A 20,676-nucleotide genomic window follows, 5' to 3' on the forward strand; every position below is an offset into this window, starting at 1 on the left:
AGATGAAATGGTTCCGGACATCAGTCCTGTTTGTTCGTACGGCTGCGTTTGCGCGCCGGAGCAAAGACTTTGTAGCCATTACGGAAATGAGGCATTCTGGTGCGTACATTGCGGCTGATCCGGTACAGCTTCAGCACCGTTTTCAGTCGGCGACCCTGCACCAGCTTCTGCAACATCACCAGGAAGCTGATATTGATCAGCGCCAGTATACATAAGACATACAATAGCATGCCGCTGTCATAATACTGGATGATGATGCCCCCGACCAGTGGTGTAGCTGCTTGTGCTACCAATGGTGCCAGGGCCAGTTTGCCGATGATGGTGCCATAATCTTTAGGGCCAAAAATCCACATGGGCATCGTGCCCCGCAGGATAGAGCGTACACCATTACCCATCGAATAAATAATGATGCCCAGAAATGCAATAGCAGGACTGGTTGCTAGTAAGATAAGCCCTGTGAGAATAGCACAGGCCGAGATGATGCCTGTTTTGACCGGGGTCTTAGCCGGGAAGAAGATGTCGAGCAGGCGCACACCCACCTGGCTGGGCCCGATGAGGGTGCCTATAAATATGGCATGCGTCAGGCCAATGCCTTTATGCGTCAGTATATCGATCAGGTATACATATATACCCGTCATGATGAAGGAGCCCAAGGTAAAGTTGCAAAGCAGGAGCAGGTAGGCACTGCGCGATTTGGCAGGGCTTAGCTGCTGTACCATGACCAGGGTCTGTTCCGGTAGCTTTTCGTCAGGTTCCGGAGCTACGTTCCGGTCTTTGAAAAAGCTGAAGTAGTGTATCGGGAAAATGAGTACAATCAGTATTACAGCATAGATAAGTGCAGCACCCCTCCAGCCATAATGTGCCAGCAGGAAAGAGAGCAGAGGCCAGACCACCGTAGTGGTAAAACCTGATATAAGGGTGATCTGTACAATAGCAGCCCTGGAGCGCATGCCATACTTTCTGCCCAGCGAGGCAAACAGCGCATCGTACAAGCCCATTCCCATAGCAAAACCCAGCACCAGCCAGCCACCGAGGAATAAGATCCGGTTTGTGGTCAGGGCCAGTATGATCAGCCCCAGTCCCATGATGAGCCCCGAGACCGGTAGCAGGAAGTTGCGCCTGCTGTGTTGGATCATCTTCCCGATCCGGGGAGAGATGAGGCCGGATAGGAGCAGCGCCAGAGACAGGCATCCGTAGATGTACTGGTGTGACCATCCTGTATCTTTTATAATAGCATCGCCCAGTATGGCCAGCAAGAAATAAGAGCCGCCCCATAACAATATCTGCGCAATACCCAGCAGCAGGCTCTCGCCGATCTGCCTTTTATTAATATGTCTTTTGCTGCTCAATGAAGGATGTAAAATGGCTGCAAAGGTCTATGTAAATCCCATATCAAAAAAATACTTTGTATAATAAGTCAAAAGTAGGCCGCTATGCCACGCTGGTGCCCGGTTATCTTCGATTAACTTAGAGTACAATATTGTTTTGCGGTACAATAGGTTCCGGCAGGGAGGGCTCATCCAGCATATCCCTCATATCGATCTCTATCGTACGGCTGATCTGTGTAATCGGAATATCATTTGCGCTGCCCTCAAAAGGATTTACGGCACTCTCCCCGATCGTGTCCAGTATATGAAAGGCCCAGGCCACGACGGCAGAGAAGAGAATGTTGAACCATATAGTATACCCTTCCAGCACAGTACCATCGCCCAGTTTGCTATACTCCTTCAACAAGCCGAAGGGCAGCAGGATGATGAATATAAACAAGAGATACGTCGTTACTGAAGCAAAGTTGCGGGGGTAGGGAAAGTTCTTGATGCGCTCGGCCCGGCCCTCGCTGTCGGTAAGGCGCATGATACTGCCCTGCAAGGTTGTCCATTCAAAATCGTTCAGTAGGCCCTCCTGCCTTAGTGCTGCCAGCGCCTGCGATTGCATTGCCGTCAGCTGGGTAGCCTTGTTCTTTTTAGACAGCACATAACGGAGTTCCTCCCCGGTCAGGTATGGTTTCAATGCCTCTTCCAGGGTGCTTTCGCATTCTGGTATGATATACCTGCCCCTCAGAAAGTCTTTATTGCTTGAACGCCGCATGTTTTCCCAGCTGCGGGGCTCCCTCAATTGAAAACGCAGTGCCGTAAGCCAGGCAAAGTGCCGGTAGAAGATCTGTTGTACCGTCTGTGGCTGCTGGTTATTTATAATATCCCGCAGGGTATAGGCAAAGCTCCTGCTGTCATTGATGATGGCGCCGTATATCTGGCGGGCCTCCCATATTCTGCCATAGCTCGCATTGTTTTTAAAGCCCACGATAAAAGCCATGGCTGTACCCAGCACCGCTATGGGCTGCCAGGGTATAGCTATAAAGGTCAGGCCACATACATATAATACAGTGGGTACGGTAGCGATCAGCAGTAGCAGGATGGTATCTCTGAAGCTCCATCTGAAAAACTCCAGCGGGGTATATCTTCTTCCGGTATGCATAAATGTTTATTTTTTTGAATAGGTATTGAACTATAAATATAATGCTTAGGATTTATATGCTGCACCTATTCTGAAAGTAGCGTGCACGTTCAAACCGTTTCCTCCAATGTTATCGGGTCTGTTTTTCACTTTGGTTAATGGGCGTCAGTTTTTTTAACTTAATGATGAAAAAAGATTTTGGCGTATTACTTTCGTTAAAGCCTTATGAGACAATACCCTATGAAGGTCTCACTCATTTACTTTATATAATTCACTTGCTTTTAATCAAAAGGTGATTCGATTTGTTAACCAATCAATCATTTTTTTATGAGAAAAGCATTACTCCTCTATTTGCTGCCGCTCATAGCTATGCAAGCCAGCGCGGCAGACCGTAATCCTGTACCCATTGGTGGTCGCCGCAGCGATCCCAATCACCGGCAACCGGGCAGCCATCATAACAGCATACCCCATGCCGTTGCTCCCCAACGTGCATTTATTGCCAGAGATGTCCACAACATGTATGCTTCTGTAAGTATGACGAAGCAGGATAAGGCATGGTTGCTACGACTCCAGAATTGACAATCTTGTATCGCGCATTACTCCGCAAGCGCTCCGGACGGGAGATGCTCCTCCCCATATTCTGGGGCATGGGTGTATAACAGCGCGTGCTCTATTTGTTGATCTGTATGACAAAATTGCACACTTGTTGTATTTCTTTTTTATTTAATACTTTCTGGCCCGGCTAGTCGGCCGGGTGCGGTACACACATGTGGTGCTGTGCTGGTATGGGCTCATTTTGTATTCTTTTTTAAGAGATATAATGCTGCTTTTGGGTAAAACCAGGCTTTTCAGAAGGCGGAAAATTTAATGCGCACAGGCTTTTTTCAATGATAAACACGTGGTTAGGCTTTTCAAATTCGGGAAAACAGATACTGAAGCTTTAGGATGCTAGTGAGGCGCGAAATAATATTGTGCTCTTGAATGCGGCTATATTGCCTGCCCGCATGTATAAAAATCTGTGTGATATGATGATACATCCCTATCTGTTTGCAAACCGGAGTAAAATAAGCATAGCTCAGATTTCTGCCATTATGTCTTCTAGTGAATGCCTTACGTGTTACCATCTATAGCGAATGATCTGCAAAAAAATACACAAACCTTATGCTTAGGTGCAGTATACAAGCTATGCTGTCCAATCAAATATTTATTTTTTAACCATTCAATTATTCTTTTATGAGAAAAGTACTACTCCTCTCTGTACTGGCGCTCATGGCTGTAAAAACAAATGCCGCTGACTATTATTGGGTCAACGGTGGCGGCAGCTGGAGCGACCTGAACCACTGGCGCCTGGGCAGCAGCTCGGGCAGTATCCCCAGCATTGTCCCTTCAGCTTCGGACAATGTATTTTTTACCAATCAGAGCGGCTTCGGTGCTACTGTAGCGACCCGTACCGTATCGCTTGATGCCAATGGCTTCTGTAACAACATGAGCTGGGCAACAGATGTGCCTAACAATCCTGTATTCAGCCGCAGCAATACGGCCTATACAGTAGAGGTATGGGGTAACCTGGCTATTGCGCCGGCTGTGACCTTTGCTCAGGGCTTTGCCTTCCGTGGTAGCACTACCAATACCTTTACCACCAATGGTACGGTAAATGGTGCTTTTGCTTTTGACGTAAACAAGGCTGGCGGTACGCTTAACCTGGTGGATAGCTTTGTGTGCCCATCAACCAGTGCGCAGAATAATATCGGCCTTACGGCAGGTACATTCAATGCTGCAGGTAAGACCATTAAAGCGTATCAGTTTGTAAGCAGTAATAGTAATACCAGGTCTTTTGATATTACCGGTTCTACACTGAACTTTACCAATCGATGGACGTACACGGGTACAAATAAAACATTGCTGTCCACAAACTCCTTCCTTACCGTAAACTCAATACTAGGTATTGACGGAAGTACTTACAACAAGGTGTCTTGCGGAGGGCTTTTTGACGGAGATATGGTCGTATCTAATGCTACGATTTCAAAACTGAGCTTTACCAATGTAAGCACGGGTTCTTTTGCAACTGTAAGCAACAGTAACAACATCGATACTGTTGTCTTTATGGGACGTGGCCGTATCTATAACCTTAATAACATCGGTTACCTGAATACGCTGCGCCCGGCCAGTATCTTAGGCAATAAGAATGTCTTCGGTACTATTCTGGCTCAGGATAATTTCACGGTATCCACTACCGATACCACTACTGTAGACAGTTTATTACTGGCTGCCAATAAAAGTGCTAAGTTGGGTGGTACGATCAATATCAATAACTACATGCGTGCCGCCGGGGTAACCTGTCAGGCTTTTACAGAAGTAATTGCTGATACAGGCAATATTGCGAAACTGGTTTTCGGACCATCTGCATCGGCCCTGCTGAACAATGTATTGCTGAATAATATTGCGGCACAGGGTAACATAACACCTATTGCCGTATCCGGTGTGGATGCCGGTGGCAATACGGGCTTTACGATTACCCAGCCAGGATCGCTCACCGGTACTACTTTGTACTGGGTAGGTGGTGCCGGCGACTGGAACGATAATACGCACTGGAGCTATACCAGTGGTGGTGCAGGCGGTGCCTGTATCCCTTTTATTGCCGATACCGTTATCTTTAATTCGGGCAGTGGTCTGGCATCTGGTAACATCGTAACTACCAGTGGTAATGCTTATTGTCGTAATATATCCTGGTTGTCCGGTGTGGGTACCTCTACATTCAACCAGGCAGCCGGAACCAGCTTCAAGGTTTATGGTTCTGCTCTGCTGGCACCTGTAGTGACTGTCAATGCAACACTTGAATTTGTAGGCAGCGACACTGCATCGACCTTTACTTCCAATGGAAGCACATTGGGTACACTGAATGTTACGGTAACGAAAACTGGAAGCGGTGCACTGACCTATGCAGATAACTGGACCAATACACTGGGAACTATTGCGCTCAATACCGGAAAGCTGAGCATGGCCGGCAGAACGATTTATGCACGCGCATTTGCCAGTAGTAATGATAATGTACGTAATACAGACATTACCAATGCCAATATACATGTGATTAATACCTGGGCGTATACAGGTAACAATAACCTGCTGCAATCTGATGGCTCTTACCTGCTTTCTGATCAGTACATCAATATTGCGAACAGAACATATCCTACCATTGATCTTGCTTATGCAGGGGCTGTAGATGTTTTCTCTATTGCACAAAGTACCATCGGTCAACTTACCTTTACGTCGCCTATTGCGACCAGTGTGGCAAAGATTTACAATGGCAATATCATTCGTAAACTGGAATTCAAGGGTGCCGGAAACATTATGGGTAGTGTAAATACAATTGATACCCTGCTGCTGGCTGGTTCCCGTAATTACAAGTTTGCCGGAACAACAACTATTAATAAGTATTTACTGGCTCAATCGGCTACCTGTAATGGTCTGCTGGAAATGAGGGGTAATAATACCGGTACTATCCAATTCAACCCTGCTGCTACCATTAGCATGGCTAATGTATACCTGCAGAACATGGCGGCTACCGGTGTGCCTACAGTTGCCGTTACCGGTGCTGATGCCGGTGGTAATACTGGCTGGAATATTTCTTCCGCTGCCGGTGCACCACGTTACTGGATCGGCGGTTCCGGAGACTGGAACGATAATGCACATTGGAGTACAACCAGCGGTGGTACAGGCGGTGCATGTATCCCTACCGTATATGACAATGTATTCTTTGATGCGAACAGTGGCTTTACCGGTGCGAGTAAAACGGTTACCATTAACAATGGTAATGCTTACAGCCGTAACCTGAACTGGGCCAACGCTACTAATGCACCTATCTGGAATAAATCATCAAGCTGGAACATGGAAGTTTGGGGAGATAGTATCGTGCTCAACCCTGCTGCAACCTTTAATGCATCAGTTACGGCCAAAGGTAGTACCCCTGTATTCCTGAAAGGAAATGTACTGGGCGACTTCGATTTCAGTGTAGACAAACCAGGAAGCAGCCTCACGATGTTGAATGACTTCAGCAATGCACAAACCAACATCAGCTTATACAATGGTACCTGGAATGCTTCCGGCATCAAGCTGAATGTATGGCAGGTAGACAATTCTGTGGGAGTAAACAATGTGTTTACCGTCAATATCAGTAACTCCAGCGTTGTGGCTCCATTTGGCTGGCGCTTCCAGGGCATTATAGCCAACCATACCCTGAATGCTGCAAATTCCTCCGTAACTACCGGCGACTTCAAGGCCAACGGTATGACATATGATACGGTGAATGTAACCAATACACTCTCTACATCTGTTAATATGGCTTCTACTACAGTTAAGAGCCTTAATTTTACCGATCCTAATACCGCCTCTGTTGTAGGTATCGTAGGTTCTGGCAATACACTCGGCAGAGTAGAATACAAAGGCGGTGGTATCATTAACGGTTCTAATACTATTGATACCCTGATCTTCTTCCCGGGTAATACATACACCTTTACAGCCGGTACCAATACTACCATCAATAAGGAATGGTATGGCAGCGGTACGCCTTGCCGCCTGACAGAGATCCTGAGCAGCAGCACTACAGCTAATGCTACCATTACGAAAGTGAATGGTGATGTAACCTTTGATTACGTACGTCTGCGCCGCATTACAGCTGCAGGTGCAGCAGCACCGTTTGTTGCACAACAGCATTCGACTAACTTAGGTAATAATACTAACTGGAACATTGCAGCATACAACGGTGCCGCGCCTATCTACGGACTGGGACCTGATACTGCCCTGCTGGCAACTGCTTTCCCATACACCCTGCATACAGACGGCTTCTTCGGAGCACCTTCTTCTCAGTATACATGGAACAACAGCAGTACAGCTGATTCCCTGGTGATTACTGATACCGGTGTGTATAGTGTTACGGTGAATTTCGTAGACGGTTGTACCATCAGCGATAATGTGCACATTACCCTGGCGGCGCCACTGCCGGTTACCCTGCTGAGCTTTGATGCTGCAGTAGCGAACTGTCAGACCAACCTGAACTGGACGATTGCCAATGCCGTAAACTTCAACAGATTTGTGGTAGAGCGCAGCAACGACGGTCGTTCTTACAATGAAATCGGACAGATCGCTTATACAAACGGTAAAGGTGCTTATGCTTATACCGATAAAGCAACCCCTAACGGAAAATCGTTCTATCGCTTACGCCTGGTTGATGCAGATGGTATGTATGCTTACAGCCAGACGGTAACAGCACAATCTGATTGCAGTACACAAGCTATCGAAGTGTATCCTACACTGACCAAAGGTATGGTGTATATCAACTTACCTGTGGGTTATGCCAATGCGAAAATTGAACTGACAACTATTATGGGTCAGGTACTGAACATTCCGGTGAGCCCTAACGCTGCTCAGCAAAAAATCAATCTGAGTGGTATGGCTCAAGGTACTTACCTGCTGAAAGTAACTAGCGGTAACGAAACACAAACGTTTAAAGTGGTATACCAACCATAATATTGATTTACGCTTCCGGCCGGTACGTATTGCCTAGACGTTGGTGAGTTGAAAAGCTATATCCTGTAATCTGGCCGGCCGGAGGAGTCACTTTCTCATGCTTAGGTGAATAAATTGCATGAAAACAATCGTAAAATAATAATTTGTCATAAACAATATGTATAAATGCTGGCTATATCTATAGCATGTATTGCATGGAAAGCTCCGTTATAAAAGAGTGTTTACGGTCTTTTTCCTTATTAATTGTTTGCATTTACATTAAATTACGGCTAAAGGTCTGTTGCGTCTGCAACGGACCTTTTTGTATTTACATATTAAAGAAAAGGTTAAATATTGATTTTCATTAACATGTGTGAACGTATGTTAATTCTCAGGTTTGTAAATTCGTGGTACACACTAATCCTCAAAATTTGAAACATTATGAGAAAACTTTACATTTTAGCCGCCTTGTGTCTGGCTTTCAGCATGAACTTGCTCGCCCAGGCACCACAAAGAATTAACTACCAGGCTGTTGTGCGCAACAGTAGCGGTAATCCCGTAACCAACCAGGCCATTTCTCTACGCCTCAGTATCCTGAACACTTCTGCTGTAGGTACAGCACAGTACGTAGAGACACAGTCTGTAACCACTAACGGGTTTGGTCTGGCCAATGTCCAGATCGGGAATGGTACGCCGGTAACAGGTACGCTTAGCGCAGTTACCTGGAACACTCCCGGCAAGTACCTCAAAGTAGAGGCCGATATTACCGGTGGTACTACGTACACAACTCTGGCTACACTTGAACTGATCAGTGTACCGTATGCACTGAATGCCCTGACCAGCAGTGATAACAGCTGGACCCTCAGTGCCGGAAACATTACCAACAACAACTCTGGTAATGTAGGTATCGGGGGCACGCCTAATGCCGCTGCACAACTGGATATTGCCGCTACCAACAAAGGTATCCTCATTCCAAGGGTTACGCTGGCCAACCGTCCTGCCGCTCCTGTAGCAGGTCTGCTCATTTATCAGACAGATAATACTCCTGGTTTTTATTACTATACAGGCAGTGCCTGGATAAGAATGATGAATACCAATGATGCAGGCACTACAGGGTCTATTATCCCTTACGCTTCTGGTACGCCTGTTGTGCTGACTACCATTGCGGGTGGTCTTGTAGGTACAACCGGACTGGTAGGTTTCGGTAACTCCGTTTCCGGTGTTTCACTGGTTGGTTCTAACATTGACCTTACCGGTGCGGCAGGTACTTTACTGAACTTCTCTTTCGTATCACCACGTTCCGGAACCATTACCTCTATCGCAGGTCAGTTCAGCACTACAGCAGCATTGTCCCTGATCGGTAGTACAGTAACCGTTACCGGACAACTGTATTCTGCTCCGAGCGGTTCTAATACCTTCAGCCCTGTTGCTGGAGCAACCGTGACGATGGCACCTGCCCTGACCGGTATTATTTCATTAGGTACTGTATCATCTGGTATTACCACTGGTCTGAATATTCCGGTAACTGCCGGTACCCGTTACCTGATGGTGTATTCTGCAACAGCAGCGGGTATTACCCTGATCAATACTATAGCCGGTTATGCCAGCGGTGGTGTGAATATCAACTAAGAACGGCTCATTTATTTAACTCCTAAAAGAAATTATTATGAAAAATATACTTTCAGGATGGGCCGTATTGATGTTTTTATGTTTGAGTACACAGGTACAGGCCCAGTCTGCACTGCCATATGTGGTAGCAGCAGGTGGTGGCTCTGCTCCGATCGTCTCTGTAGGTTATACGGTAGACTTTACTGTGGGCGAAAGCATCATCGCATCAGTTGGTACTAATCCGCAACTGACACAAGGGTTCCAGCAACCCAGTACCAGTGCCACTCCTCTTCCGGTAGACATGCTGGACTTTACAGGAGCTGCGCGCGAAGGCTACAACCTCTTAAACTGGCGCACTGCCCAGGAAAAGAATAACAGTCATTTTGAAATAGAACGCAGTACCGACGGTGTAACATTTACTGCAATCGGAACAGTGTACAGCAAAGCCCGGAACGGTAACAGCAGCTGGGAACTGGCCTATACTTACGATGACCGTAGCATTACCGAAGCGGTTAACTATTACCGTCTGAAACAGGTAGATCTGGATAAGCATTATGCCTACACGGGTGTGATCAAACTGGTGAATGACGCAAGCCAGTCTTCCATCACCGTATTCCCTAACCCGGTTACAGACAAAGTAAGGGTATCCATAAAAGGAAACTTTGATGGGGTGACTTTACAGGTAGTAGATGTTGCGGGTAGAGAAGTACTCAAAGCCATAAAGGTTACCGCTGCAGATACAGACCTTGACCTGTCTGTACTGAGCCAGGGTGCTTACTATATCAAATGCATCCGCAATAACCAGTCCGACGTAATAAAAATGGTTAAACAATAAAGAGTGAAATAACCTGATCCCCTCAGGATTAAAAGCCGACAGCCCCGGAATATTCCGGGGCTGTCGGCTTTTATGAAGAAAGCATTTTAAAGTTTAATTACTTTAAGCTGTTCTGCCGATTGGCCATTTTGAATGCTGAGGAAATAACTGCCGGCTGCAATGTGCTGCAGATCCAATATACTCACCTGTTTCATGGTCTGGAATGTCCGCACCACTTTACCGGAAAGGTCGATCAGGTCAATCGTTACCTTTCCTGAAGGTGCAATGCCCAGGTCTACTGTGATCGATTCCTTTGCAGGATTAGGATAGACATTGGCCTGAATCGGGGTAAGACAAGGATTACCACTTGTCAGTATCGTGCTGTACAGTGTTGGCTCACCCATTTCTCTGATAGCCAGGCGATAGAAATTCCGACCCTGTAGCGGTAAACCTTTTGCCGGCTTGCATTACAGTAGCGGTTAAGGGATGAAATGATTTCCCGTCTGCGCTGCGTTCAATATTGAAATTACTCGCGAGGGCATCATCTGCAGACCAGCTCAGTTGTAAAGAACAGGAAGACCCTGCCGTTACTATAAAGTTATGGTATAAGATTGGCAAAGGTACTGCCGTACTCGTCGCCGTAACCCGGTTCAGTAATACATTGTTCAACCCTGTAGCCGATACATAATAAGACCCTGTACTCCCCGTACTACTCGTTACAGAGGTAAAGGTAGTCGTCGCACCTGATTTGATCAGGGATAAGGTATTTTCCTGGTTACTATTCAGTTCTCCCGCAACATACCGGATACCTGCCGTACCGGAAAAGGTAATGGCCGGAGCGATGGTATAAACTTTAGCAATCGTTGCGCCGCTGCCTACACTCAGGGGTGTGGTCGACTGGCTGATGGTATTGTTCTGCAAGGTAATGTCAGCAGAAGGGCTCAATACCAGACCCTGGGTAGAAAATGCTGTACCGGATTTAACGGTAAGGCCAGTGCTGCCGGTGAATAGCTGTGCATGGGCAGCAGTAGTCAGACCGGCAAGACATAATATGATAGAAATACTTCTCATGGTTATCTGTTTAGGTGGATAGATTTATAAACCTTTTAATAACAGCGTATACGAGGTATTAGGGTCCTGGTTGGTCTGCGTAAACTGGTAAGACAGCACATCTCCAGGTACTACAGATACCGTGCCGCTTACCTCAACAACCGCGGTAGTACCCACCGTAGTAGAAATAGCGACTGTAGCTGCAACACCCGTACTCACTCCGTTTTTAAACAGGGTGAACGTCGCCGAGTGGCTGCCTGTCCCCAAAACACCACCGGGAGCTACACGTGCCGCGATCTTTAATTTGTAAAAGGTGCAGGCATTTGGAACCACATAACTGGTAATCGGAGAGGTACCATTAACAGAGGTAGCCGCATCCTGGGTCTCATTTACACTGGACTGTCCACCCAGTGACACAGGGCTAAAGTATAATGGTCCCAGAGCCGGAGCACCATTTTGTTTGTACGCCGCAACTGCCCGGGTCATGATGATGGTAGAATCCTGGCTGGAAGATGACGCATTTGAAACCGCTGTCCAGGCGGTGCCATTATATACATAAAAGCCTGGTGTATTATCGGTCTGGTAAATCAGCAAACCCGTAGCAGGTGATGCCGGACGGTTTGCCTAGTTCATGCGGGGAATAAGTAAACCCTTTCCGGTTGCATTGATCTCCATCATGGCAGAAGCATGGGGTGTAGTAGTACCCACACCAACCTGGGCCGAAGCCTCATTGGTATGCAGCAGAATGGCTGCAGTTAAAAGCAGCGCTGAAGTAAAGATTGTTTTCATGATTATTGATTTATATATAGTGAATAAAATTAATGCTAAATGTATAAAATCCGCATTATATTTTCACTAAATAGTGATAGTACGGTATTTTTTGAGGTTGAATTGCATGTTTTAATGATAAAGAGGGCCCCATTGGAGCCCTCTTTATCATTAATTATATTGTTAGATTATTCAGCAATTATACTGATGCCGCTTAAATCTGCTTTTCCGCTTTTCAGGAATTCATAAGTCAGTCGGTCGGCCTGGCAATTGATGAATTTGATTTTCTTCAGGCTATTGCTCTTAAAAAAGGTATTGGTTATGGTTGCATCCTGAAAGGTAACCCGGGTAAAGGTACATTGCTCAAAAGAGCAGTCTTCAATAGAGCCTCCTAAAACAAGATCTGCCAGATGTGTATCCGTGAATGAAGTATGGCTCAGTACCACATCAGTCATATTGCTTTTTTCCAGTCCGCCGGATCTGATGACCATACCGGTAAAGTCAGCTCCGGAGAAATCACAGCTGCTGGCATAGCTTCCCTGTAGCTCAACGGAGCGCAGTATACAATTGTTGAATTGATTGCCGGATAAGTAGGTGCTTTGAAAATGACTGTCACTGAAGTCGGAACCGGAGAAGTCGCAGCTGTCCACATTATTCCTTTTCAGCTGTAGGCCAGACATGTCTGAGCCAATAAATTTACAGCGTTGCATATTAGAAGAACCGAATTTTTCATGAAGGTTCTTTAAACCCGAAAAGTCGGCGTCTGCCCAGTTTCCACGTGACATATCCCAGCTCAGTTTGCGTTCTGTCTTTACAGGAGTCTCGGTTGGAGTATTAATTGGTTCTGCTGCCGCAGAAGAGGTCGTTGTCGGAAATTGTGCGGAAAAGTAATTAAGGTCTACTCCCAGTATTTCGGCCAGGCGGTTAACCGTAATGATATCCGGCACAGACTCACCCCGTTCCCATTTACCTACGGCCTGCGGACTGATAAACAAATGTTGCGCCAGTTGCGCCTGAGATAGATTTGCATTTTTTCTGGCCTCGGCAATTTTATTGCCCATGATCTTTGTATCCATAAGGACTGATTTTTATTTTTTATCGATACTGCAAAGGTATCTACGCCAATACCCGATTCACTGAAAATGCCCTATACCCTTAGTTGTATGACCGCTACTTGTAGTTGTATTATGGCAACTGAAAGTGGTATGCTGGTTATCATAGACTAAAAAAGGTAAAAATAACTGATTAGCGAGAAAAATGTCCGGCGCTGATTTCTAAAGTGATGCCTCCGGGATTTATATGCTATTTGCTCAAAATATACTGTATATATGGAAAACCTTTATTTACTTTGCAAGTGGATAAAGGAAAAACGTTTATGTATTATTAAATGTTTAGATGTTATTTTACTAAAACATACTTATACCTGATATGAAAGTTGTGATTTATGGTGTGGGGAGGATGGCTGAATTTATATACTACTCCTTTCGCAATGATAGTGCTTATGACGTTGTTGCTTTTTGTGTGGATGATGATTATATGGAAGAGTCAAGACAATATTTATTTGACTGTCCGGTCTTAAATTTTGCAGATACAAAAGCACAATTTCCGCCTCATCAATATTTAATGCACATTGCTGTTGGAAGAAATAATGCCCGTGAAGTGATCTTTAATAAGGTACGTGATGCAGGGTATTCCTTTGCCAATTATATCTGTTCCAGGGCAAACGTGTGGCCGGATCTGAAGATAGGTGAAAATGTATTTATAGACCAGGCCAGCGTAGTACAGCCATATGTAACAATCGGTGATAATTGTATGCTGATCGGGGCACGTATCGGACATCATTCCCGCATTTGCAGTCATTCACTGCTGTCGGGCACAGCACTTGCGGGAAGTGTAACTATTGACTCCAATTCTTTCCTCGGTTTAAACTCAGGTGTAAAAGAAGGTGTTCGCGTGGGAAAGCATAATATCATCGGTGCGGGCTGCTTTATAAGTAAAGACACTAAAGATGGCTCACTCATTTATCAGGAGCGAAGTGTGCAGAGGGTAGTGCTGTCCCGTAATGTTGTATTGTTCCATAATGAGGTGATGCAATCTTCAGAGCGCACTTAAGGGCTTTCTATTATTTGAAATTTAGTAGAGATAGCAAAAGCAGAACGGATATATACTGCGCTTATATTGTACTTTTCTTTAGTCTTGATTTAAGATTAAACGGAGCTTGTCTATACCATTTCCTTCTGGGTGAGTTAAGTCAATAAAAAATGCGGTCTGCCACTCTTTGGTTCGCTTTGCCTGACTGTTTTCCGGGATGTCCCAATCCGGGTATACCCTGAAACCTCTTTTCCCTTCAACCCGCGCAGTAAGTATATGTTTATCGCATAGTACATGTCCGGGGAATAAGAAAATGCCAAACCGGGATGCTGTTTCCGTTGCGATAATATAAAAATCGAAATTATCGCTGGCATGGAAGGGTTCTGTTTGCCCTTGGCTGTTCCTTTTCCATAGCGTCACAAATTGCCCGATCTTTTTAGGGGTAATCTTTGCCTTTCTGAATTTGATATTCAGTTTTCCGATCCGAGCATTATAACCGGCATATTCTTCGCATTCCAGGTCTTTGCATATGCTTTTTAGGGTCTGACCATTTGCGGCAAATATTGCATTGGCTACTGTCTTTAATGTTTCTTCCATTCTATTTCTGTAAGGTGCATGAATCGTAGAGGTGATATTTCCGTTCCGGCATATCCAAAAGTAGTACTAATTGTTTATCCCGCCGGGACTTGGATCTCACCCGTATATTAAAGACTACGGCCGCAGCTTTGAATTCTTGAACATTGAATTACTGTGTCCTATAGAAATCACAGGAACTGTATCTGTGTCCATAGATATTAAGGGAGTACATTTGGAATAAAACAAGCAAGCATATGAAACTTAGTATGTATCACGTAGATGCTTTTACCAGCCAAGTATTCAAAGGTAATCCGGCAGGAGTCTGTCCACTAGCGGAATGGCTACCGGATGATGTGTTGCAGCATATTGCAGCAGAAAACAACCTTCCCGAAACGGCATTTTACCTCATCAGGGATAGCAAGGTAGAAATCCGTTGGTTTACTCCGACAGTTGAGGTCGACCTTTGCGGACATGCAACACTTGCTGCAGCATTTGTACTGTATCATTGTGAGCATTATGAACACAACACCATCGAATTCTATTCCCCGAGAAGCGGCGCTTTACCTGTAACCGTTCAGGAAGGCAGATTAGTACTGAATTTCCCTACAGATCAGTTTTCATCAATAGCGTTGACAGAAGAGCTGATATCAACGACAAATAAAATACCGGTTGCGGCCTATAAAGGCAAGACTGATTATATGCTCGTATTCAATAACCAGGAAGATATTGAAACCATGCAACCTAACCTGTCCATAATTGCTGGACTGGATGCAAGGGGGATTATAGTAACTGCAAAAGGGGATACCTACGATTTTGTTTCCCGTTTTTTCGGACCAGCTTCGGGTATAAATGAAGATCCTGTTACAGGATCGGCACATACCACATTGACCCCATATTGGGCAAAACAGCTAGATGAAATGGAGTTACATGCTTTTCAGCTTTCCGCCCGTGGCGGAGCAGTGGATTGCCGTTTGCTGGGAGATAGGGTTGAACTTGTCGGTAATGCAGTGTTGTATATGAAGGGGGAAATTTATATCTGATGCAATCAGGAAAGCTTGGCCAATACCTGGTTTATGCGGTTCGGTAAGGTACCACTTACTTCGATCGCCTCTATGCCAAAATCAGCAATCCAGTCATGAAGCAGATCATCCACCTGAGCCCTGAGCCTGGGCAGATCTGCCTGATGGCCGGGTATCGGGTCCGGTACTTCAATAGGAACAAATACAAAAAGATCTATTTCGGCAATAACCTTTTGAGCGGCTTCAAATAGCAATTGAATATCCCTGCGCGGTTCAATAACATGGAGATAAGCTAAGATATCAAGGACGCATCGGTCAAATATCACATCGTCTTCGCTTTTGGAAATCAGTTTGGCTGAATAATTAAACTGCTCCATAAAATCATCGGCAGTGGGAATTGCTGAAAATTCATATCCAGATGATTCCAGTTGGTAATATGGCTCCGCTTCTAATGCATAACCGGGAAGATACTCCAGGAGCGCTTCTGCTAATGTGGTTTTACCAACCTTATGTGCACCCAATATGGCTATTCTCATAGTTAGTTCGATTTTGGAATACGACAAAAGTAAAACAGGTTCGCGTTTTGCGAACCTGTTTTACCTTTGTGATCCCGCTGGGATCATATAATTTCACACTAACGTGCTGTTATTCAGTGTTTTACATCTAATTAATATTGAATAGCCACTGAAATGGCCGCCATATTATTTGTATTAGAATGAACGTTTTTGGCTAATTCCTTAGCGCTTGGGAGTGCAAATATAGATCGATCTTTTGGATTGACAAAATTTAAGGCTAATTATTTTTCAGATTTCCGGTGGCTATTGTAGCAATTCCTGGTGGCCATCTAGTGGCCATTTTTAGCCGGTAAGGGTGGTATAAGCTCAATGTCTCTTGCAATATCCTGAACAAATTTAGCCATCGGTCTTTTATGGACATCTTCTGGCTTATCATAGTTTCCAATTATTAACCTATCAATAATACTTTTATCAGGAAACAGATCTTTAAATTCTTCAATTAGCTCATTTTTATATTTATCAGTATATACTACCTTTTTATATAAGAGTTCGTGTATAAGATCTTTTTGAGTATCATATATCCCTTGTATATCAAATGTTTGCATATAAAAATCAGAATCTGCTTTTGATAAATTCTGAGTTGTAATTTCAATTTCTATTTGGTTATAGTCATTATTTACTAAACTTAAAACAGTACTACTGTCCTTGATTGAAAATTTGAGGATGTCTAATTCTTCAGAATTTGTGTAAAGGTCAAATGGGGATTTCTTATCACTTTTTGCCCTATTACAGTTTCCACAAACCGGATATAGATTATAAAAACTTGTTGCAAGAAATGGGTATTTTGATTTTGCATGTCTATGGTCAAGTTCAAGAAACCCCCTTCTGGTTCTTATATCACCTTTTTTTACTCCTAAATCTTTATAGTTTCTTTCATATCTGTCCTTATCTATAACTACAGTTAATTGTGCATGGCAATATACACATGTTTTAATTCCAAGTTCCTGAATGATCATAATGAATTCCTTTTCCCTCAGAGCATTATATCTTAAAGCATCTACTATATCCTCACTGAATTTTTGTGTAATATTATTAGCTGGTATAAGCTGCTCAAATTCATTAATCAATTCCTCTATTCTATTAGGATCTGCAATAAGGATATCATCATATTCGTTAATTATCTTATTTATATAGGCATTTACTTTATTTTTATTGAGCCCGTATTTTTTAATCGTGTTTTTGACTTTTAAAATGTCTTTTAAAGCATCTTTTGGCTTTTGAAAGTTACGGGAATCAAATAGAGTCTTTTGATAATTGGCGAATTTATTCTTGAGTATTTCTGTTGACGGAATTTTGCGCATCTTTTAATTTTTTCAGTTCTTTTTCCATATTGATTATCTTCATTGATAAGTCTTCTTCATTGTATCGGCTAATCCACATTTTGGAAAGCTGTTTTTTTATTATTGGTTCTCCGATAATATTAATTACATTCCAACTTGATTCTCTATCCCATTTTATCTTACCTGAATAATTATTATTAGTTAGAAAATCGTTTAAGCTTAAAATTGTCTCTTTTACGAATTCGCCCATAACGCCTTTGTGCAGAAAAAAACTATCGGATAACATATCATGAATATTCGCACCAAAGGTATCCCATTCGTTCTTTTCTTCACCTAAAAACACAATATTATGGGCAGGGATATCTGAGAGAATAAATGGGGAGTGGGTAACAAAGGTGATATTTAACCCAGCTAGCTCAATTGGCAAATAGCTGATATATTTCAGCAGATAGCTTACAAAAGTTCTTTGCATTTCAGGGTGATAATATAATTCTATCTCATCAAAAATAATATTGACAAATTTATAGGTTATCATATCTTGATCGTTGTTAGCAGAATCTATATTCAACAAATGATAGCCGATTGTACTTACAGCATATATCCGTTGTTTCTCACCAGAACTAAGACTAGATAATTTTACTTGATTTGTCAAAATGATCTCTGGCTTTAAAAATGAAGGTGGAATAAGGTCTACAGTTCTTAATTCTTTGTCCCCATTTTTGGTTAATATCTTGGAGATTTCATTTGATAGTTTATCAATTGAAATTTCAAAGGTATTATCTGGTGTGAATATTTTATTTGTAAACTTTGTAAGATGTGTATATTTTATAAAATTTATTGCTTGGTTAAGCTTGTAAGTTACATGAGATGAATCCGCCTTTAAACTTAATAAATATCGATCTAGATTTTTGAATGTATTTGTTTCTACTTTAAATTCGTTTTTATATTTTTTATACTTGATGGATATACTTATAATTTTTTTTAGAATGTATTTGTATGCTACGTCTATCCATCTTTTTTCATTTGAAATAGATTTGCAAACAGGCCCTTCTGGAATATCGAATATCTTATTTATTGCTGTAATGAAGGTGGGCCATATTTTACTTGCTACTTCCCATTTGCCTACAATCTTATTATTTGGATCTTTTTCAGTTGGCGAACTAATCACATATAAGCTCTCCATTTTTTCATTATTATATTTTAAACTGATTTTTTCAGCACTTTGTTTATCGGTTATTTCTCTAAACATTTTTATTTTTTCAGATGCCGATGGATCAGGATCAAAAAATAAGACATTTGATAATAGTCTAGCATTTGCATGGTCTTCTTCTTCATTAATATCAACATTGCCTTCATTTCGATGGGGATTTAGAACAAGCGGTTGTTGATAGGAGTCATTTTTATGAAATAAATAATCAATCCAATCTCCCAAATGACGAGAATTTAGGGAGAAATGTGCATAATTTAATGAGACAGTATAGAAGAGGTCCTCCAGTTGGAAATTTTTTATATCTACTGTATTAGTAAATTTATAATTATTGCCATTTATCTCATATCTCTTAATTTTAATAGTTTTATTCCTTAATTCTATTCCATATAAATCCTCTGTAGCATAATAGAAATCCAAATAAACATCAGGAACATATATCATTTTATCTTTAATTGATGGATGCTTTTTCGATAGGTTATTTATTAGAACATAAATTAAATCAATCAAGCTACTTTTTCCTAACCCATTTTTCCCTACAATAGCTGAAATAGATACTGAGAGCTCATTTAAATTATATAGCCTTAAATCCTTTGTTGGATCATAATTTATATTATCCTTATCGATGAACTCATAGGCGTTTGAGAATTTGTACAATCTATCTGTTTCTAAAACCCTCTTCCAACTATCAACCGTCTTATCATACACTTTTAGGCCAATTATTTTAAAATCACTTCTTCCACCTTTTATGAAAGGTCTTGTATGAGCATTTTCCTTTTTTTGTGTCTTAAATTTTTCGATATCTAAAGCAACTGGTTTTAATGGTATTCTTGGTTTTCCGACTGGTATTCCCACGTACAATGGTTTCTCGATTTGTCTAATAATCGGCAAAGAATTTTTAAAATTATATGCATCAATGGAAAGCGATACATAATCCATTTCTGCTGTATCCTGTAATAGTTTGCTATAAAGTTGAAAAGTAAAGTGTCTGGAATTGATAATTTTTTTTGCGCGTAAGAACGAAACCATATTATTATCTAAGGCAATGAAGTTATTAGAATCTATCCAAAAAAGAAATATAGTGACTGCTGGTATTCCCAAACCTTTCCATACATCGATACTGGTAAACATACTTTCATTTAATCCTATTCTTCCTTGATCTATCACATTAGCTAAAAGTTGCCAAATATTTTGAATATCTGACTCCGATCTTTCAACTATTATATGACTTGTTTTCGGTGCCGGACATCCATTAAAGTCATTAATCTGAACAAATTCATAGTCCATTCCTGAATGACTACACATCATCTCAAGAAAGAAATTAAACCTATCTATTTTTAGTTTATTGGAGTTGTTGACATTATTTATATAGGCAAATATCATGATGGGATCCAACATCTTATTTGAAATATTGGAGATAAAATGCAAGAAACTTGCGAATTTCTTGTCTTTTTGCCATTTACTACAAAGTTTATATAGTTCTATACCTGAGTTTGAATGATTTTGATAATAAAAGAATTCGAATTGTTCCGCTAATATTCGGTAAGCAGTATACCATTTATGTGTGACCATGAATAATTTAAATTGAAGATTAGGATGCTATAACCGTTGTATTAAAATAAAATAAAAATTGTTCAAAAGATAGGTATTTATTAACAATTTTGTAAATTAATTTAGCAGATTTTAGGTCCATAATAAATCCACTGCCAAGCAATTACTTTCCAATTCCTAA

Annotated in this window: 17 protein-coding genes; 6 read left to right on the forward strand and 11 right to left on the reverse strand. The window is 42.3% G+C overall.

The window, feature by feature from the left end; genetic code table 11:
- Positions 1–20: 20 nt before the first annotated feature.
- Together FTD44_RS07405 and FTD44_RS07410 are read right to left on the reverse strand one after the other, a co-directional pair.
- Entirely contained in the window at positions 21–1,349 is a 1,329-nt protein-coding gene (locus FTD44_RS07405; protein WP_222165849.1) for an MFS transporter, read from the reverse strand.
- A gap of 118 nt (positions 1,350–1,467) precedes the next feature.
- On the reverse strand, positions 1,468–2,475 hold the full coding sequence (locus FTD44_RS07410) for a bestrophin family protein (RefSeq protein WP_222165850.1): 1,008 nt from the start codon (positions 2,473–2,475) through the stop codon (positions 1,468–1,470).
- Between the two features lie 306 nt (positions 2,476–2,781).
- On the opposite strand from FTD44_RS07410, the gene FTD44_RS07415 reads away from it, so the two are divergent.
- The 4 genes from FTD44_RS07415 (at position 2,782) to FTD44_RS07430 (ending at position 10,399) form a co-directional block, all read left to right on the forward strand.
- Positions 2,782–3,033 (forward strand): hypothetical protein, encoded by a 252-nt coding sequence (locus tag FTD44_RS07415; RefSeq protein ID WP_222165851.1) that lies wholly within the window; start codon positions 2,782–2,784, stop codon positions 3,031–3,033.
- A gap of 654 nt (positions 3,034–3,687) precedes the next feature.
- Complete coding sequence (locus tag FTD44_RS07420; protein ID WP_222165852.1) at positions 3,688–7,977, forward strand: T9SS type A sorting domain-containing protein; 4,290 nt, start codon at positions 3,688–3,690, stop codon at positions 7,975–7,977.
- Between the two features lie 420 nt (positions 7,978–8,397).
- Positions 8,398–9,585 (forward strand): exosporium glycoprotein BclB-related protein, encoded by a 1,188-nt coding sequence (locus FTD44_RS16195; RefSeq protein ID WP_222165853.1) that lies wholly within the window; start codon positions 8,398–8,400, stop codon positions 9,583–9,585.
- A 37-nt stretch (positions 9,586–9,622) separates the two neighbouring features.
- A complete protein-coding gene (locus FTD44_RS07430) occupies positions 9,623–10,399 on the forward strand; it encodes a T9SS type A sorting domain-containing protein (protein ID WP_222165854.1) in 777 nt (258 codons plus the stop codon).
- Between the two features lie 86 nt (positions 10,400–10,485).
- On the opposite strand, the gene FTD44_RS07435 is transcribed toward FTD44_RS07430, so the two are convergent.
- The 5 genes from FTD44_RS07435 to FTD44_RS07455 all read right to left on the reverse strand — a co-directional run bounded on the left by FTD44_RS07435 (position 10,486) and on the right by FTD44_RS07455 (position 13,272).
- Complete coding sequence (locus tag FTD44_RS07435; protein WP_222165855.1) at positions 10,486–10,782, reverse strand: T9SS type A sorting domain-containing protein; 297 nt, start codon at positions 10,780–10,782, stop codon at positions 10,486–10,488.
- The gene (locus tag FTD44_RS07440; RefSeq protein ID WP_222165856.1) at positions 10,775–11,449 is read right to left on the reverse strand and encodes a hypothetical protein; all 675 of its coding nucleotides are present in this window, start codon (positions 11,447–11,449) and stop codon (positions 10,775–10,777) included. The genes FTD44_RS07435 and FTD44_RS07440 overlap by 8 nt, the downstream gene beginning before the upstream one ends.
- A 24-nt stretch (positions 11,450–11,473) precedes the next feature.
- The gene (locus FTD44_RS07445) at positions 11,474–12,022 is read right to left on the reverse strand and encodes a hypothetical protein (protein WP_222165857.1); all 549 of its coding nucleotides are present in this window, start codon (positions 12,020–12,022) and stop codon (positions 11,474–11,476) included.
- A gap of 30 nt (positions 12,023–12,052) precedes the next feature.
- Positions 12,053–12,217, reverse strand: a complete 165-nt coding sequence (locus FTD44_RS07450; RefSeq protein ID WP_222165858.1) for a hypothetical protein — start codon at positions 12,215–12,217, stop codon at positions 12,053–12,055.
- A gap of 167 nt (positions 12,218–12,384) precedes the next feature.
- Positions 12,385–13,272, reverse strand: a complete 888-nt coding sequence (locus FTD44_RS07455) for a pentapeptide repeat-containing protein (protein WP_222165859.1) — start codon at positions 13,270–13,272, stop codon at positions 12,385–12,387.
- Positions 13,273–13,624: 352 nt separating this feature from the next.
- On the opposite strand from FTD44_RS07455, the gene FTD44_RS07460 reads away from it, so the two are divergent.
- On the forward strand, positions 13,625–14,308 hold the full coding sequence (locus FTD44_RS07460) for an acetyltransferase (protein ID WP_222165860.1): 684 nt from the start codon (positions 13,625–13,627) through the stop codon (positions 14,306–14,308).
- Positions 14,309–14,386: 78 nt separating this feature from the next.
- On the opposite strand, the gene FTD44_RS07465 is transcribed toward FTD44_RS07460, so the two are convergent.
- Positions 14,387–14,884 (reverse strand): MepB family protein, encoded by a 498-nt coding sequence (locus tag FTD44_RS07465; protein WP_222165861.1) that lies wholly within the window; start codon positions 14,882–14,884, stop codon positions 14,387–14,389.
- A gap of 233 nt (positions 14,885–15,117) precedes the next feature.
- On the opposite strand from FTD44_RS07465, the gene FTD44_RS07470 reads away from it, so the two are divergent.
- Entirely contained in the window at positions 15,118–15,903 is a 786-nt protein-coding gene (locus FTD44_RS07470) for a PhzF family phenazine biosynthesis protein (RefSeq protein ID WP_222165862.1), read from the forward strand.
- Between the two features lie 5 nt (positions 15,904–15,908).
- Here the strand turns inward: FTD44_RS07470 and FTD44_RS07475 are convergent, their stop codons facing one another.
- From FTD44_RS07475 to FTD44_RS07485, 3 genes are all read right to left on the reverse strand, one after another.
- A complete protein-coding gene (locus FTD44_RS07475) occupies positions 15,909–16,418 on the reverse strand; it encodes an ATP/GTP-binding protein (RefSeq protein WP_222165863.1) in 510 nt (169 codons plus the stop codon).
- Between the two features lie 308 nt (positions 16,419–16,726).
- Positions 16,727–17,758 (reverse strand): hypothetical protein, encoded by a 1,032-nt coding sequence (locus FTD44_RS07480; RefSeq protein WP_222165864.1) that lies wholly within the window; start codon positions 17,756–17,758, stop codon positions 16,727–16,729.
- The gene (locus tag FTD44_RS07485) at positions 17,721–20,516 is read right to left on the reverse strand and encodes an AAA family ATPase (protein ID WP_222165865.1); all 2,796 of its coding nucleotides are present in this window, start codon (positions 20,514–20,516) and stop codon (positions 17,721–17,723) included. The genes FTD44_RS07480 and FTD44_RS07485 overlap by 38 nt, the downstream gene beginning before the upstream one ends.
- Positions 20,517–20,676: the final 160 nt, after the last annotated feature.

The sequence above is a fragment of the Edaphocola aurantiacus genome (genome assembly GCF_019797745.1).
In the GTDB taxonomy this organism is placed as follows: Bacteria; Bacteroidota; Bacteroidia; order Chitinophagales; family Chitinophagaceae; genus Edaphocola; species Edaphocola aurantiacus.

Excerpts from the sequence above, each read along its gene's own strand:
- FTD44_RS07410 (WP_222165850.1), bottom strand. The coding sequence starts at position 2,475 with ATGCATACCGGAAGAAGATATACCCCGCTGGAGTTTTTCAGATGGAGC.
- FTD44_RS07415 (WP_222165851.1), top strand. The coding sequence starts at position 2,782 with ATGAGAAAAGCATTACTCCTCTATTTGCTGCCGCTCATAGCTATGCAA.
- FTD44_RS07420 (WP_222165852.1), top strand. The coding sequence starts at position 3,688 with ATGAGAAAAGTACTACTCCTCTCTGTACTGGCGCTCATGGCTGTAAAA.
- FTD44_RS16195 (WP_222165853.1), top strand. The coding sequence starts at position 8,398 with ATGAGAAAACTTTACATTTTAGCCGCCTTGTGTCTGGCTTTCAGCATG.
- FTD44_RS07430 (WP_222165854.1), top strand. The coding sequence starts at position 9,623 with ATGAAAAATATACTTTCAGGATGGGCCGTATTGATGTTTTTATGTTTG.
- FTD44_RS07435 (WP_222165855.1), bottom strand. The coding sequence starts at position 10,782 with ATGGGTGAGCCAACACTGTACAGCACGATACTGACAAGTGGTAATCCT.
- FTD44_RS07440 (WP_222165856.1), bottom strand. The coding sequence starts at position 11,449 with ATGAGAAGTATTTCTATCATATTATGTCTTGCCGGTCTGACTACTGCT.
- FTD44_RS07450 (WP_222165858.1), bottom strand. The coding sequence starts at position 12,217 with ATGAAAACAATCTTTACTTCAGCGCTGCTTTTAACTGCAGCCATTCTG.
- FTD44_RS07455 (WP_222165859.1), bottom strand. The coding sequence starts at position 13,272 with ATGGATACAAAGATCATGGGCAATAAAATTGCCGAGGCCAGAAAAAAT.
- FTD44_RS07460 (WP_222165860.1), top strand. The coding sequence starts at position 13,625 with ATGAAAGTTGTGATTTATGGTGTGGGGAGGATGGCTGAATTTATATAC.
- FTD44_RS07465 (WP_222165861.1), bottom strand. The coding sequence starts at position 14,884 with ATGGAAGAAACATTAAAGACAGTAGCCAATGCAATATTTGCCGCAAAT.
- FTD44_RS07470 (WP_222165862.1), top strand. The coding sequence starts at position 15,118 with ATGAAACTTAGTATGTATCACGTAGATGCTTTTACCAGCCAAGTATTC.
- FTD44_RS07475 (WP_222165863.1), bottom strand. The coding sequence starts at position 16,418 with ATGAGAATAGCCATATTGGGTGCACATAAGGTTGGTAAAACCACATTA.
- FTD44_RS07480 (WP_222165864.1), bottom strand. The coding sequence starts at position 17,758 with ATGCGCAAAATTCCGTCAACAGAAATACTCAAGAATAAATTCGCCAAT.
- FTD44_RS07485 (WP_222165865.1), bottom strand. The coding sequence starts at position 20,516 with ATGGTCACACATAAATGGTATACTGCTTACCGAATATTAGCGGAACAA.